This window comes from Paracoccus yeei ATCC BAA-599, from assembly GCF_000622145.1.
In the GTDB taxonomy this organism is placed as follows: domain Bacteria; phylum Pseudomonadota; class Alphaproteobacteria; order Rhodobacterales; family Rhodobacteraceae; genus Paracoccus; species Paracoccus yeei.
Genome location: NZ_KK211402.1, coordinates 330,304 through 344,679, shown reverse-complemented (window position 1 = coordinate 344,679; position 14,376 = coordinate 330,304). Strand labels below are relative to the sequence as shown.

Here is a 14,376-nt window from a genome sequence, read left to right as displayed (position 1 = left end):
TCAGACGCCGTCACGGGCGATGATGCCGACGGCGGCCAGCTGGGTGATCTTGGCGGCGATCTTGGTGCCGTCATCGACGGTGGCGCCGTAGGCGAGGGCGGCGCGCGAGACGATGGCGGGGCCGCGGACCAGCACGATGCCGATGGCATCGGCCAGCGTCGCGTCAACGGCATAGAGCAGGACGGCCGTGGCGACCTGCGAGCCGTCGGCTCCGGTCGCGGGCGACAGGGTAAACTTGCCGCTGGCCGTGATTTTCCCGAGCACCGAGCCGACGGGATAGGGCATGCCCGCGAGCAGCGTCACCACCTCGCGGGTGTAGTTCGGGTTGACCTCATATTTGAGGACATCGCCCATGCTGGGCGGTTCCGTCAGGACGGGCATGGTTCAGTCTCCAGGATGTTGGGGGATGGGGGCGCCCAGCGCGGGCAGAATTGTCAGCGCGAGGCAGCGGCCGATTTCTTCGCGGCCGCGACGATGGGGCTTTCCTTCGCGCCAGCCGCCGGGGCCGTGGCGATGATGGCCGCGGCATCACTGCGCGCGGCAAGATCGGCCAGCACCTTCGCGCGCAGCGCTTCGGGTTTCACACCCTTGGTGACTGCGTCTGCGGCATCGATCTGGATGCCAAGGCGAGCCGCCTGCGCGCAGACCTGTGCGACCTCGGCCGCCTCGGCGCGGATGGCTTCGGGCGACATCGCGGCCGCTGTGGTTTGCGGCGGCGCGACTGCCGCGGGCGGGGCCGGTTCCGGCGGGGTGCTGGCGGCGGGCGCAGTTGCAGGCTGCGCATGGTCTTCGGGGGCAGTGGTCATCATCGGGCCCTTTCCTTTGGGTGGGGTTGTTCCGCGGGGTGCGGCGGCGAAAGCGCGGAAGGCAGTGACGGGATCGGCCACCTCGTCGGCAAGACCGGCGAAGACGGCCGCCTCGCCACGGAAGACGGCGGCCTCGGTGCCGAGCGCCTGAAGGGTGTCGAGGCGACGGCCGCGCCCTTCGGCGACGGTTTCGGCGAAGAGCTGGCGCAGGTCTTCAAGTTCGCCCGCGATCCGCGTGCGGACGGCCTCGGGCAGCGGCTGATACGGGTTCGCATCGACCTTGCGCGCGCCTGCATGGATCAGCGTGACGGCGATGCCCTTCTGGTCCAGCGCCCCGCTCATGTCGCTGTGCATGGCCACGACACCGATGCTGCCGACAGCGCCGGTGCGGGGCAGGATGATCCGGTCGGCCTGGGAGGCCAGCGCATAGGCGGCCGAGAGGGCATGATCGGCGACGAAGGCATGGACTGGCTTCTGCGTCCGGGCGGCTCGGAGTCGGTCGGCTAGGTCGAAGGCCCCTGCGACCTCGCCACCGAAGCTGTCGATATCGAGGGCGATGCCGCGGATCGCAGGATCGACCAGCGCTGCCTGCAACTGCGCCGCGATCCCCTCGTAGGAGGTCAGCCCCGACGACTGCCCGATCCAAGCCCCGCGATGCACCAGCGTGCCCGCGATCTCGATGACTGCGATCCCGTCCACCACAGTGAAGGGCTGGCTTCCGTTCCGCGCCTGGCGGCTGGTCAAGTCGTCGCTGAAGAGAGAGGCGCGGGCAGGGAGTGCGGCGGTGGCCTGATCTGCGGGATTCACGGGCATTCCCTCGACCGTGATTTCCCTGCCGGTGATCCGCGGGCCGAGCCCGGTCAGGAAGGCCAGCGCCTTGGCGGGATCGACCATCAGGGGCGTGTTGAAGACGCGCTGGGCGATCTGGGTGTGATGCATCATGCGTCCTCCGCGGGCCGGGGTTCTCGGCCCTCGCCATCGTCTTCCTTGTTGTTGCCGTCCTGCTGATCTTGCTGCCGGTCCTCGGCATCACCTGACCCAGCGCCGCCATCGACCGCCTGCGCGGGCGATCCTGGCCGCCGGAAGTCGAGCCCCAGTTCCGCCTCGCGCTTGCGTTCGGCGGCGATCTCGCGGTCGACCTGTTCGGCGTCATAGCCGCGTTCGGCGATGGCCTGCGTGCGGGATTTCAGGCCTGCTTCGATCTGCAGGATCTCCGCCGCTGCATCCTTGGCCGGGTCGATCCAGTCCCACTTGGTCGGAAGCCAGTCGCAGGCGAGGTATGCGCGCCGGTCGGTGGCATAGCCCGGCAGGTCGATGGCACCCGCCAGCACCGCCATGTCCATCCAGCGCGTCCAGACGGCGCGGCAGAGCTGGTAGACCATCACGGAATGCTGGAAGGCGGAGATGCGGCGCCGGAAGTCCACCAGCGCGATCCGGGTGTTCGAGAAGTTCCCCTTCGCGGTGTCGCCCGTCAGATAGCCATAAGGCACGCCCAGCGCCGCGCCGATCTGCAGCAGTGTCCGGTACTGGAACGGCTCATAGGTGCTGCCGGAATCCGGCGTCGAGGGCGTGGTGACATCCTCGCCGGGGTCAAGCCGTACCACCTGGCCGGGTTCGACCTCGAGATCGTCCTCCGCCGGATCGAGCGCGGTTTCTGGGGCGGGGGAGGTGATGAACATCGCGAACATCGCCGCGGTCTTCTTCCGCTCCAGCTCCGCATCGTCGTAAAGATCGAGGGTGAAGAGTTTCACCACGGCCGCTGCAAAGCGCGACACGCCCCGCAGCTGGCCCGCCTCGACGGGGTCGAGGATGTGGATGACCTCGGAAGCCGGAACCCGCACGGTTTCCCCGGCCAGCCCCGGATCGGTCATGTCGCCTGGATGGCGGCGCAGGAAGTGATAGGCCACGCGCCGCCCGATCCCGTCGAACTCGATGCCCTGCCGGATTGATCCCGCGCCGGGCAGACCGCGGGTCATGTCCTGGGGCAGCATTTCCGAGGGCAGCATCTGCAACTGCATCGGCACGGTCAGTCCGTCCTCGGGGCGCCGCGTCCGGATGCGCAGGAACACCTCACCCGCCAGAAACACCTCGCGTGCCGCCCGGCGCTGCAGCCCGAAGAAGTCCGTCAGCCCCTCGGCATCCGCCTCGTCGGTCCAGGCGAGCCAGAGCCTCTGCAATTCCTCCTTCTTCGTTGCATCCGCGATCTTCGATGAGGGCTTGATGCCGTCGCCGACGACATGGTTCGCGAAGGCGTCGACCGCGTTGGCCGCGTAGCCGTTGTTCCTGACCAGCCAGCGCGCACGTGCGGTGATCGTCTCGCCCGAGGTCGCGATCAGCGTGTTCACATGCGCCCGGGTGGCCCGGAACCCGCGCATGCGGCGGTGGGACTGCGCGGCGTCAAACCCGCCGATGATGGACCCGAGGCGGGCGCGGAAGGCGTCGAAGACCATGGTCACAGACCCTTCGTGGCGACCGTGCCCCAGCGGCGGCGGCGTGGCGTGGCCGAAGCCGCTGCAACCCGTGCCTCGAGATCGCGAACGGCCGCCGCCAGTTCGGCATCCGAGCCATAGGTCACCGTCTTGCCGTCGTAGCTGACGCTGCGCAGCCCGGCGAAGCGGGCTTCCTGCAGCGCGGTCAGCAGGGCCTGCATGCGTTCCAGGTCCATCAGTCCCTCATGAAGTTCGGGGTGTAGGCCCGCCGTTTCCGACGTGGCGTGGTCAGGGTTCCGGCCTTGGGCTGGGCCGGGTCCTGTGTAGCGATGTCGGTCGCGGTGGCCGAGGGCATGCGCGTTTCGACGCCCGCCTGCGCCTCGAGTCGCCGCCAGGTGGCTTCGTCCCAGCGGTCAGCGCCGAGGATCCACGCCGCGGCGCGGGCATAGACCCGGCAGTCCAGCGCCTCGTTCCGCTCGCGCATCTTCTGCCATTCCTGGTGGGCATAGCCGCGCTTGTTGCGGATCGTGACCAGCTGCTCGGCCACCAGCTGCTTCAGCCATTCGGTGTCAGCCCAGCCCGGAAGGTGGATCGTACCGGGCGCGTCGAGCACTCCGGTGGCGCGATCCTCGTCCGAGGGCCGTTCGATCCGCAGGAACCTGTAGGTCTCGGCCTTGAACGTCGCCGTGGCCACCGACCAAAGCCGTGCACCGCGGCGCAGCCGTTTGCCGCCGATGGTTGCGTCGACATAGGTCGGACCCGACACCGGTGCGGCGCGGTTGAAGCCCTCAAGCCCCTTTAGCGGCGCCACTTGTTCGAACCCAACCTTGCGCGACCAGGCATAGACAGCTGCGGCTTCGTACCCGGTGTCGATGCCCAGCCGCGCCACGGTCATGAAGGCGCCGTTGGCATGCTGCCAGCTGCGCCCGAGCAAGGCGGTCAGCTTGTCCCATGCGGCCGGATCGTCAGGTCCGCCCGGGATGACTATGTGATCGACAAGCCAGGATTCGAGCCCGCGGCCCCAGGCCCAGATATCGACCTCGATGCGGTCCCTCTGGACGTCGGCACCCGCGGTCAGGAACAGCCCCGCCATCGGCACCGTGCCCGGCTTCCACGCCTCGCGGCGATCCGCCAGCCGCTGCCATTCCGGCGCGTCGCCGCTTTCGACCCACGTTTCCCCCAGAAGCGTGTTGCGCGCGGCGCGCAGCGTCTCGTCCGACCCTTGCGCCGCCAGCCATTCCCGCCCGACGTCGGACCAGCTTTTCCACCCAAGCGGCGAATAGAGCGCCGAGAGGTGGAAGCCGATGGCCTTCGGATCCTTGGAAACTGCTGTCGCCCGCCATTCGCCGCGGGCCAGCATCTCGGTCTTGTGGTGCTCTGCAATGGGACGCTCGCAACCCTCGCAGTGATAGGCGGCGGTCTCCGGCTTCCCCTTCGCCCAGCGCAGCCGGTCGAACTGCAGCCATTGCATCGTCCCGCAATGCGGGCATGGCACGAAGTAGCGCCGCTGGTCCGATGCCTCGAATTCCCGCTCGATCCGGCTCAGACCCCGGATCGTGGGGGTCGAGACCATGAAGACCTTGCGTCGGTGCGAGAAGGTGGTGGTCCGCGCTTCGGCCAGCGTGACCGGATCGCCTTCCTCGTCGGCCGAGGCCGGGTAGGCATCGACCTCGTCGAGGAACACATATCGCGCGGGCATCGACCGCAGGCCGGTGGCGCTGTTGGCCCCGGTCAGTACAAGGATGCCGCCTGGGAATTCCTTCGACAGCATCGAGTTGCCCGCGTCCCGCGACCGCGCCGGGTTCACCCGCTCGCGGAGCGCCGGACTGTCCGAGATCAGCGGGTCCAAACGACCGCGTGACGTCCGCTTGGCCAGTTCCAGGCTCGGCAGCACCGCCAGCATCGGCCCCGGCGCATGGTGGATGACGAAGCCGATCCAGTTGTTCCCCGCCTCGGTCGCGCCCACCTGCGCAGCCTTCATGAAGGTGATGCGCTGCGCCGGATGACCGGGCGAGAGCGCATCCATGATCTCGCGCAGGTAGGGGGCGCGGGCGGTGCGATACCGCCCAGGCTCGGCCGCGCCCCGCGACGACAGCCAGCGATGCTGATCCGCCCATTCCGACACCGTCAGGTTCGGATCGGGGCGCAGCCCCTGCCGCCAGACCCGTAGCAGGTCCTCGGCGCCGTCGAAACCGAGGTCGAAGTCGGCCGTCGGGTCGTTGTTTTCATCCTCATCATGCAAGCGAGACCCGGAGGTCGGCGAGGGCGTCGAGCTGTTCGCGGACATGGGCTTCCAGCACCCTCTGCATGATCGCGGTCTCGATCGTCACCGATGCCCCGGATTGCCGTTCCACCTCCGCCATGATCTGCGCCGCCATCAACGCGGCCACCCGTCCGGGCCAGGTCACCCAGACATCCCGTTCCTGCCGCGCCAGGCGGAAGACGAGGGTCTCCGCCCGTGCGCGGTCGACAAGCGCGCCCTTCTTCTTCTGAACCGCCAGCTGACGTTCCTGCGCCGCGTAGACCGTCAGCGCCGTGCGGGCCTTGATGTAAGATGTCGTGTCGCCGGGGCCGCTGGCGAGGGTTTCGCCGCCCAGCGACCGGCGCTGCTGGTCGGGGTCGGTCATCTCGGCCCGGCGCACATCCGAGGCCGCGGCGTTGATCGAGCCATCGTCATGGACCACCAGCCGCCCGTTCTTGCGCGCCTTCTGCACCCCGCCGCGGGAGAGGCCGGAATGCGCCGCATACTCGCGTTCGCTCATGCCCTTCATGGCGCAGATAGTCCGATCAACCCAATGATATTGCTTGGTATTCAGTTGATTAGAGGACGCGACAGAGCGAGTCTGATCCCTAGGGAACGATGCAACTCACCGAAGGATGCCACCGCCATGACCACCCGTCGCGCCGCCGACAATTCCAAAGCCCTCGACGCCTTCATCGCCGCCAAGGCCGAGATCGACACCATGCTGGAGCGCCTGAAGGCCCTCAGCGATGACCATTTCGAGACCCACCCCGACGAGATCAACTGGGGGCATGTCGGCACGCTGAAGCATTATGCGGACCTGCTGCGCCAGATCAGCGATAGCGTCTTCAAGGAAGGCGAACACGCCGCCTGACGCGCCCACGTGGCACGACGGCCGCCCCGTCTGGTGATGGGGCTTGCCTCCGTAGAAGGCGCGCACGCCGCGCGCCACAGCGCCCGGAGGCCTCGATGACCACCCCGTCCGACACCCAATCCCTGATCCTGTCCCGCGCCGCGACCCGGCCCGGCAACCTCGCCCTACCGCTGCCCGGGGGGCTGGTCGGCGCCGCAGCCAAGATGGTTGTCGGCAAGATGATCGCCCGCGGCTGGCTCGAGGAGGTCGAGGCAAACCTGCGGCGCGGCGAGCCGATGTGGCGCGAGACCGGCGACGGCCACGGCACCACGCTGATCGCGACCGAGGCCGGGCTGGAAGCCATCGGGATCGAACCGCTGGTGGCCACCGCTGTCGCCAGCGCGCGGAAGGCGAGGCCGAAGCAAGAGGCAGAGCGCACGCCCGACGACACCGACAACGCGACGCCCGTCGCCATCCGCGCTGGCACCAAGCAGGCGCAGATCATCGCCATGCTCCAGCGCCCCGAGGGCGCGACGGTCGCCGAGATGGTCGAGGCCACCGGATGGCTGGCCCATACCGTCCGCGGCTCGATCTCGGGCGCCTTGAAGAAGAGGCTGGGCCTGCCCATCAGCGCCGAGAAAGACAAGGGCAGGGGAACCGTATATCGCCTCGTCAAAGAGGCGATTTCTTAGGCGGAAGCCAAATGGGTTTCAGTAGGGCCCGCCTATGTGCATAGGCCAGCCCAAGGACGAACATGCCGCCACCACTCCAAAGGAGTGAGAACCCTGATCGGCAATAGCCTCAACTGGTCGCGCTTCTTGATAATTGTCCGCCGATCTCTTGTGCAGAAGACGTCACATTCGAGGCCGACTGCATTTCCAATCAGTTCCCGATCCGCCTTGTCCGGCAGTCGGCGGGTGAAAGGAGCATCGATCATGCGCCGCCCGACCACGGAAGCGTAAGCGTTCGCTTCGTCTTCAGGCGAAATCAACTCTACAGCGAAGTCTCGCAGCCGCTGGCGGTGTTCGGGATCGGGCGTATTGTCAACCTCATCAAGCGTCTTTCGGGATGCCATGATCGCCCAGTTTGCCCGCCTGCCAACGTAGAAGATGTGCATAAGCGCTTCGAGGTCCTCTGCAAGTAACGCGTCCTCGATACTCGGTAGCGGCTGCTGCTCGAAAATCTGGTCTGGGTAATTCACGAGCAGGTTCACAACATTCGTGTCGAGAAAAATCCGCCCGGGAACGGCCTCATAGGGATAGACCCTGCAATCCGCACTATGTTCGGCCTCACTGCGATAAAGGATCCAGCGCTGTCTGGTTTCATCCCAATGTTCGATTCCCAAGGGTCCACCATCTCATCTGGAAGCTGACGACAGGGAGAATAGACTTGGTCTGAGGTTGATCCAAGCCTCCAACGGCTTGCCAAAATGGCGCTACTCCGCCGCCAGGACAGCCTTCAGCCCCGTCGCCATCTCCCACCGCCGCACGGCGACGTCGCAATAGACTGGGTCCAGTTCCACCGCGCGGCAGCGCCGCCCGGTGCGTTCCGCGGCAATCAGCTGCGTGCCGGAGCCGCAGAAAGGTTCGAACACCAGGTCGCCGGGATCGGTGAAGGCCTCCAGCACCGCCTCGACCAGCGCCACCGGGAACACGGCCGGGTGCGATCCGGCCGCGCCCAGCCCGCCCTTGTGGCGCATTATCCGGAATACGCTGTCCGGAATGCGGTGGCTCTGGATCGCGTTGCCGTATCCGGTCTTGCGGTGGACCGTGCCGTCGGCCCCGCGCAACCCGCCGCCGCCGAGGGTTTCGCCCGCGTGCTTGCTTTCGACCGTTTTGTTCGGTTTCCGAGGCTGGCGGTTGAAGTGGAAGATGAACTCGTGCGAGGGCGCGAGGCGGCCGTTCCAGTCGCCGGGCAGGCCAGGCCCCTGGTCCCAGACATACCAGCCGAAGCGCCGCCAGCCCTGCGCGCGCATCCAGTCGACCCAGCTTTCCCAATACGGGATCCACTCGCCATCGCGATGGACGAGGCCGAGGTTCACCAGCAGCTGGGCATCGGCGGTGACGGGCGCCGCGGCGAAGGCACCCTGCATCAGCGCATCCCAATCGCCGACCTTTTTCTTCGCCGCGCCATAGTCGCGCTGCTGGGCGTAGGGCGGGGAGGTGAACATCAGCGCTGCCTGCGCCCCATCTATCAGCCGCGCCACCACGGCCGGGTCGGTGGCATCGCCGCAGATCAGCCGGTGATCGCCCAGCGCCCAGATGTCGCCGGGGCGCGTGATCGGGTCGGCCGGGGCCTCCGGGATGGTGTCGGCGGTGTCGTCGCCGATGGGCGCGCGGTCGTCGGCGTCATGCAGCAGGGCATCCAGCTCGTCCTCGGGGATCCCGATCAGTCCCAGGTCGAAATCCTCGGCCATCAGGCCCCGCAGTTCCTCGAGCAGAAGCGCCTCGTCCCATCCGCCCAGTTCGGTCAGCTTGTTGTCGGCGATCCGATAGGCCCGGCGCTGCGCCTCGGTGAGATGGCCCAGCACAATGACTGGCGCCTCTGTCAGCCCCAGTTGCGCGGCGGCCAGGACCCGGCCATGGCCTGCGATCAGCTCGCCGTCGCCTGCGACGAGGCAAGGGACGGTCCAGCCGAATTCGGCCATGCTGGCGGCGATCTTGGCCACCTGGTCGGCGTCGTGGGTCTTGGCATTTCGCACATAGGGCCTGAGACGCGCCAACGGCCAATGCTCGATCCGTCCGGGCAGGAGAGGCGCGTTCATGCGGCGAGCCGCTTCGCCTTGAGGGCGGCGAAGGTCTCGCCGGTTTCCACCAGCACTGCCTCGACGCCAGTAAAGGACTGCCAGCGCTCGATGGCGACGTCGACGTAGGCGGGGTTCAACTCGATCCCAAAGCAGACCCGGCCGGTGGTTTCGGCCGCGATCAGCGTGGTGCCGGAACCCATGAAGGGTTCATAGACCGCCTGACCCGGGCTGGAATTGTTCAGGATCGGCCGCCGCATGCATTCCACCGGTTTCTGTGTGCCGTGCACGGTGTCGGCATCCTGATCCCGGTTGGCGATCTGCCACAGCGTGGTTTGCTTGCGGTCCCCCGCCCAGTGGCCCTTTCCCTTGGCGCGGACGGCATACCAGCAGGGTTCGTGCTGCCAGTGATAGTCGCCGCGGCTGAGGACGAGCCGGTCCTTGGCCCAGATGATCTGTGACCGGATCGCGAATCCCGCGGCCACCAGGCTGTCCGCCACGGTCGCGGCATGCAGCGCGCCGTGCCAGACATAGGCGACATCGCCGGGGAACAGCGCCCATGCTTCGCGCCAGTCGGCCCGGTCGTCGTTCAGCACCTTGCCGGTGCGTTTTGTCTTCGCCGCGCCCGCCTGGTTGCGCCAGGAGGGATCATACTCCACGCCATAGGGCGGATCGGTGACCATCAGCAGGGGGCGGACATCCCCGAGCAGGCGCCCAACGACATCGGCGGCGGTGCCGTCGCCACAGATCAGCCGGTGTACGCCCAGTTGCCAGAGATCGCCCGGCACCGACACCGGCTTGCCGGGAAGCTCCGGAACATCGTCCTCGCCCTCGACCGGGCCATCGCCGCCCAGCGCCTCGGGATCCCGCAGGAGTGCGTCGAGGTCATCATCGCTGATGCCAAGCAGCGTCAGGTCGAAATCCTCGGCCAGAAGCCCGGCGATCTCGTCGCGCAGCAGCGCCTCGTCCCATTCGCCGAGTTCGGTCAGCTTGTTGTCGGCGATGCGGTAGGCCCGGCGTTCGGCGTCGTCGAGGTGGCTGAGCCGGATCACCGGCACCTCGGTCAGACCGAGCATGGTGGCGGCCAGCACCCGGCCGTGCCCCGCGATCAGCTCGCCGTCGTCGGCCACCATGCAGGGCACGGTCCAGCCGAACTTGGCCATGCTGGCGGCGATCTTGGCCAACTGATCGTCGCCATGCATCTTGGCATTGCGGGCATAAGGGCGCAGCCGGGCAATCGGCCAAGTTTCAATCTGGCTCGGCGCGAAGACCAGGTCCATGGGATGGGGCTCGGGATGGGGAGGACGGAAAATGAAAAGCGCCCGCGAGGGGGATCCTCCGGGCGCAATTCTTCGATGATCAAGGGGTAGGTCAATGGGAGCAGGTCTGTCAAGCCGAAAAGTGAAGCGGATTCAACGGCTTCTAACGAATTGGCTTCCCAGGGTGGCTTCTGGCCTCCTGGCTTCCCCGGAGGTGGCTTCCCTGGCTTCCCACGGGGAATCCACCCCGGCCAGATCGTGATTCCGCAAGCCGCTGATCTGACTCACGAATTTCGGCATCAGGTCGCAAGGTGGCTTCCGCCTGGCTTCCCCGGTGAAAATGCCTCACGCTAGCGAACCGCCGCGCTGCGCCCCCCCGCATACGTTCGAGGCCGGGGAGGAACCAGAGGAGGGGGCCCCTGTTGGTGCGACCCTCTTATGGGGTTCGGCACGCATCAGTTTGAAATAGCTCGTTCCCACTCCAGTATTCCATCCGCAGGTAGGGTCGCAGCGAAAGCCTGACAGTGGGTCCATCATTCGTGGTCAGTGCCACCACCACATGTCGCGCCTCTGTTTCCTCCACCGCGAGGACGCGGTAGAGCGTGGTCCCTTCGGGTACGTCCAGTTGGATGTTTGTATCGCCGTCGCTGAAACGTACCTGGTATTCACGGCGAGGGTTTTCGCAGATCAGCTGGTAAGTCTCTGCCGTTGCGGGGCCTGCCGATGCGGCAACGGCGAGAAGAGCGGTTAACAGGGATGAACGGCAAACGAACTGCAAAGCGCTTCAACTCCTCGAGATATGCTTTTAATTCGGCCCGCATCATCAGCCCGACTGATTGAGACCCTGTGACCAGTCACACATCACAGTGCCATCTCCGAAAGCATCGCTTCTGCCTGTGCCAGAACGCCCCGCACTGCCGCTTCCTCGAGGTCAGGGGGATAGCCATACTTCCGGAGGATACGCTTGACGAGGACCCTCAGACGTGCGCGCGCGCTGTCGCGGTGCGCCCAGTCGATGCTGACGTTGGCCTTGAGTCCCTTCAGCAGTTCATGGGCGATGATTTTCAGCTGGTCGTTGCCGAGGACGTCAATCGCACTCTGATTGTCGGCCAGCGCATCATAAAAGGCGACCTCTTCGGGTGTCAGCCCGGTTTCTTCGCCACGGTTTCTGGCGTCGCGAACGTCTTTGGCTAGTGCGATCAGCTCCTGAAGAACCTCGACCGTGCTGATGGCATTGGTGTGGTAGCGCGCGATAGCTTCCTCAAGCCGTTCCGAGAACTTGCGGGTCTCGATCACATTCGACCTACTGCGCGACCTGATCTCGTCGGCCAACAGTTTCTTCAGAGCTTCGAGGGCCAAGTTCTTCTTTTCCAACTGGCCGACCTCGGCCAAGAACTCGTTGGAGAGTATGGAAATGTCGGGCGACGAAAGCCCGGCCGCAGACAGGATATCGACGATATCAGTCGAGGCGACGGCCTCGTTCACGATCTGGCGGATGGCAAGGTCGCGGTCGGCGGCCGAGCGACCGGACGTGTCCGCCGCCTTGACCATGGCCGCGCGCACAGTCTGGAAGAAACCGACTTCATCGCGGACGTCGCGGGCGGTGTCACTGGCGGAGCTGAGTGCAAAGGCCTTCGAGAGCGCCAGCACCGCATCCGGGTATCGGCGGTGCGCCGCCTTCTTGGCCTCCTTGTCGGTTTCGCGCTGTGCTGCCTCGTCCTGTTTGGCTAGGATCCAGTTCAACGCCTCTGCCAAAGTGACAAGCCGTTGGTGCGGGGTGCCGGTCAATCCGGCCGAGTAGTCGAAACCGTGGAACATGGAGCGCACTACATCCAGCCGCTCCAGCAGCGCGGCGACGGCTTCAGCTTCGTCGATCCCTGCCTGCTCCTGGTCCGACTTGGAATACTGGCCTAGGGCCGACTTCAGGTTCTGTGCGATGCCGATATAGTCGACGATCAGCCCGGCAGGTTTGTCGCGGAACACCCGGTTCACCCGGGCGATGGCCTGCATCAGCCCATGCCCGCGCATCGGTTTGTCGATGTACATCGTGTGCATGGAGGGGCTGTCGAAGCCGGTCAGCCACATGTCCCGCACGATCACCAGCTTCAGCGGGTCTTTCGGGTCCTTCGCGCGCTTGGCCAGCAGGTCGCGGCGAGCTTTGCTTCCGATATGGGGTTGCCAGGCCTCGGGGTCCGAGGCTGATCCGGTCATCACGATCTTCACCAGCCCGACATTGTCGTCGTCAGAATGCCATTCGGGGCGCAGCGCGATGATCTGGTTGTAAAGGTCCACGCAGATGCGGCGGCTCATACAGACGACCATGGCCTTGCCGTCCATCGCCTGCACTCGCGCCTCGAAATGGGCGACAAGGTCCTCGGCAACCATGCGCAGCCGCTTTTCGGCCCCGACAAGGGCCTCGACCGTGGACCATTTGCGCTTCAGGCGCTCCAGCTCGCTGACGGCTTCGTCCTCGGTCAGTTCTTCGATCTCGGCATCGACCTTTGGCTTTTCCTCCTCGGGCAGCTCGATGCGCGCGAGGCGGCTTTCGTAGTAGATCGGCACCGTCGCCCCATCCTCGACAGCACGGCTGATGTCGTAGACGTCGATGTAGTGGCCAAACACCGCGGGGGTGTTCACATCGTCCTGCTCGATCGGCGTGCCGGTAAAACCGATGAAGGACGCATTCGGCAGCGCGTCGCGCAGGTGCTTGGCGAAGCCATAGGCGATTTCGCCAGTCTTCTCGATCCGCGCCTTGAACCCGTATTGGCTTCGGTGGGCTTCGTCGGCGATCACCACAACGTTTCGCCGATCCGTCAGCAGCGGATAAGCCTCGCCTTTCTCGGGCACAAACTTCTGGATCGTCGTGAACACCACCCCGCCCGAGGCGCGAGACAGCGCCTTCTGCAGATCCCCTCGATTCTCGGCCTGAACCGGCGTCTGGCGGATCAGGTCGCGGCACATGGAAAAAGTGCCAAAAAGCTGGTCGTCCAGGTCGTTGCGGTCGGTGATCACCACGATGGTCGGGTTCTCCATCGCAGGTTCGCGCACCAGCTGCCCGGCATAGAAGGCCATCAGCAGGCTCTTGCCCGACCCCTGCGTGTGCCAGATCACCCCAACCTTGCGGTCGCCCCCGGAACGGCTGGCTTCCACCGTGCTGGCCACGGCCCGCTTCACGGCGTGGAACTGGTGATAGCCCGCGATGATCTTGGCAATGCCACCGGGCGCGTCGCCAAAGACTGTGAAATTCTGCATCAGCGACAGGAGGCGCGGCCGCGCGAAGACCCCGTCGATCAGCACCGACATTTCCGGCGCGCCCTTGGGGGCCACCTCGGCGCCATCGGTTGTGCGCCAGGGCATGAAGCGTTCCAGATCGGCGGTCAGCGAGCCGATGCGGGCCTGGATGCCGTCGGTCGTGACCAGAACGGCATTGGCGCGGAAGAGCGAGGGGATCTGCGCCTTGTAGGTCTGCAGCTGGTTGAAGGCCGCACCTAGTGTCGCTGTCTCGGCCCCCGGCTTCTTCACCTCGATCACGCCCACTGGAAGGCCGTTCAGGAACACCACCACATCCGGGCGGCGGTTGTTGCCGTTCTCGATCACCGTGAACTGCGCGATGGCCAGCCAGTCGTTCAGCGCATCCTCAGGGTCCACTAGCCGCACGGCATCGCCGCGGATCGTGCCATCCTCGGCCCGATACTCCACCGGAACGCCCTCGATCATGAACCGATGCAGGCGACGGTTTTCTTCGATCAGCGAGGGGCGGTCGCTGGCGATGATCCGCCGCAAGGCGTCCTCGCGCGCATCCTCCGGGATCTGAGGGTTCAGCCGGGCGATGGCGTTGCGCAACCGGCCGGCAAGGATGGTGTCGGAATAGGCCTCCCGCTCAGGTGCCGCGCCATCGGGACCGGAGACCGCGTCGTTCAGGCAGGCATAGCCCAGCGCTCCCAGTTGATCGATCAGGACGGATTCGACTTCGGCTTCGGTCAGCGTAGGCATCGAACCTCCGGCTTGATCGGTGTGTCCGGCTTGTCGGTCACTTTTGCACCA

12 protein-coding genes are annotated in these 14,376 nt (G+C 66.1%); 2 read left to right on the top strand and 10 right to left on the bottom strand.

Going from position 1 to position 14,376, the window contains the following annotated elements:
- The 6 genes from BU28_RS0119410 to BU28_RS0119385 are packed head-to-tail and all read right to left on the bottom strand — an operon-like array spanning position 1 to position 6,006.
- Positions 1-381, bottom strand: a complete 381-nt coding sequence (locus BU28_RS0119410; RefSeq protein WP_028720892.1) for a head decoration protein — start codon at positions 379-381, stop codon at positions 1-3.
- 53 nt (positions 382-434) lie between these two features.
- The gene (locus BU28_RS0119405) at positions 435-1,745 is read right to left on the bottom strand and encodes a S49 family peptidase (RefSeq protein WP_036763609.1); all 1,311 of its coding nucleotides are present in this window, start codon (positions 1,743-1,745) and stop codon (positions 435-437) included.
- The gene (locus BU28_RS0119400) at positions 1,745-3,256 is read right to left on the bottom strand and encodes a phage portal protein (protein ID WP_028720890.1); all 1,512 of its coding nucleotides are present in this window, start codon (positions 3,254-3,256) and stop codon (positions 1,745-1,747) included. Before BU28_RS0119400 ends, BU28_RS0119405 begins: the two co-directional genes overlap by 1 nt.
- A 2-nt stretch (positions 3,257-3,258) precedes the next feature.
- Positions 3,259-3,471 (bottom strand): phage head-tail joining protein, encoded by a 213-nt coding sequence (locus BU28_RS0119395; RefSeq protein WP_028720889.1) that lies wholly within the window; start codon positions 3,469-3,471, stop codon positions 3,259-3,261.
- Positions 3,471-5,522 (bottom strand): phage terminase large subunit family protein, encoded by a 2,052-nt coding sequence (locus BU28_RS0119390; protein WP_051578326.1) that lies wholly within the window; start codon positions 5,520-5,522, stop codon positions 3,471-3,473. Before BU28_RS0119390 ends, BU28_RS0119395 begins: the two co-directional genes overlap by 1 nt.
- Entirely contained in the window at positions 5,470-6,006 is a 537-nt protein-coding gene (locus BU28_RS0119385; protein WP_028720887.1) for a hypothetical protein, read from the bottom strand. The genes BU28_RS0119390 and BU28_RS0119385 overlap by 53 nt, the downstream gene beginning before the upstream one ends.
- 117 nt (positions 6,007-6,123) lie before the next feature.
- Here BU28_RS0119385 and BU28_RS0119380 point away from each other — a divergent pair, with 117 nt between their 5' ends.
- Together BU28_RS0119380 and BU28_RS0119375 are read left to right on the top strand one after the other, a co-directional pair.
- Positions 6,124-6,351: a hypothetical protein gene (locus tag BU28_RS0119380; RefSeq protein WP_028720886.1), complete on the top strand. Its 228-nt coding sequence runs from the start codon at positions 6,124-6,126 to the stop codon at positions 6,349-6,351.
- A gap of 95 nt (positions 6,352-6,446) precedes the next feature.
- Positions 6,447-7,022 (top strand): DUF3489 domain-containing protein, encoded by a 576-nt coding sequence (locus BU28_RS0119375; protein WP_028720885.1) that lies wholly within the window; start codon positions 6,447-6,449, stop codon positions 7,020-7,022.
- Positions 7,023-7,054: 32 nt separating this feature from the next.
- Here BU28_RS0119375 and BU28_RS0119370 read toward each other — a convergent pair whose 3' ends face one another.
- The 4 genes from BU28_RS0119370 to BU28_RS0119355 all read right to left on the bottom strand — a co-directional run bounded on the left by BU28_RS0119370 (position 7,055) and on the right by BU28_RS0119355 (position 14,325).
- The gene (locus BU28_RS0119370; RefSeq protein ID WP_028720884.1) at positions 7,055-7,675 is read right to left on the bottom strand and encodes a hypothetical protein; all 621 of its coding nucleotides are present in this window, start codon (positions 7,673-7,675) and stop codon (positions 7,055-7,057) included.
- Positions 7,676-7,765: 90 nt separating this feature from the next.
- Positions 7,766-9,094 (bottom strand): site-specific DNA-methyltransferase, encoded by a 1,329-nt coding sequence (locus BU28_RS23905; RefSeq protein ID WP_036763606.1) that lies wholly within the window; start codon positions 9,092-9,094, stop codon positions 7,766-7,768.
- A complete protein-coding gene (locus tag BU28_RS0119360; protein ID WP_028720883.1) occupies positions 9,091-10,353 on the bottom strand; it encodes a site-specific DNA-methyltransferase in 1,263 nt (420 codons plus the stop codon). The genes BU28_RS23905 and BU28_RS0119360 overlap by 4 nt, the downstream gene beginning before the upstream one ends.
- Positions 10,354-11,193: 840 nt before the next feature.
- On the bottom strand, positions 11,194-14,325 hold the full coding sequence (locus tag BU28_RS0119355; RefSeq protein ID WP_028720882.1) for a type I restriction endonuclease subunit R: 3,132 nt from the start codon (positions 14,323-14,325) through the stop codon (positions 11,194-11,196).
- Between the last annotated feature and the right edge of the window lie 51 nt (positions 14,326-14,376).

Coding starts and splice junctions, on each gene's coding strand:
- BU28_RS0119410 (WP_028720892.1), bottom strand. CDS start 381: ATGCCCGTCCTGACGGAACCGCCCAGCATGGGCGATGTCCTCAAATAT.
- BU28_RS0119405 (WP_036763609.1), bottom strand. CDS start 1,745: ATGCATCACACCCAGATCGCCCAGCGCGTCTTCAACACGCCCCTGATG.
- BU28_RS0119400 (WP_028720890.1), bottom strand. CDS start 3,256: ATGGTCTTCGACGCCTTCCGCGCCCGCCTCGGGTCCATCATCGGCGGG.
- BU28_RS0119395 (WP_028720889.1), bottom strand. CDS start 3,471: ATGGACCTGGAACGCATGCAGGCCCTGCTGACCGCGCTGCAGGAAGCC.
- BU28_RS0119390 (WP_051578326.1), bottom strand. CDS start 5,522: ATGTCCGCGAACAGCTCGACGCCCTCGCCGACCTCCGGGTCTCGCTTG.
- BU28_RS0119385 (WP_028720887.1), bottom strand. CDS start 6,006: ATGAAGGGCATGAGCGAACGCGAGTATGCGGCGCATTCCGGCCTCTCC.
- BU28_RS0119380 (WP_028720886.1), top strand. CDS start 6,124: ATGACCACCCGTCGCGCCGCCGACAATTCCAAAGCCCTCGACGCCTTC.
- BU28_RS0119375 (WP_028720885.1), top strand. CDS start 6,447: ATGACCACCCCGTCCGACACCCAATCCCTGATCCTGTCCCGCGCCGCG.
- BU28_RS23905 (WP_036763606.1), bottom strand. CDS start 9,094: ATGAACGCGCCTCTCCTGCCCGGACGGATCGAGCATTGGCCGTTGGCG.
- BU28_RS0119360 (WP_028720883.1), bottom strand. CDS start 10,353: ATGGACCTGGTCTTCGCGCCGAGCCAGATTGAAACTTGGCCGATTGCC.
- BU28_RS0119355 (WP_028720882.1), bottom strand. CDS start 14,325: ATGCCTACGCTGACCGAAGCCGAAGTCGAATCCGTCCTGATCGATCAA.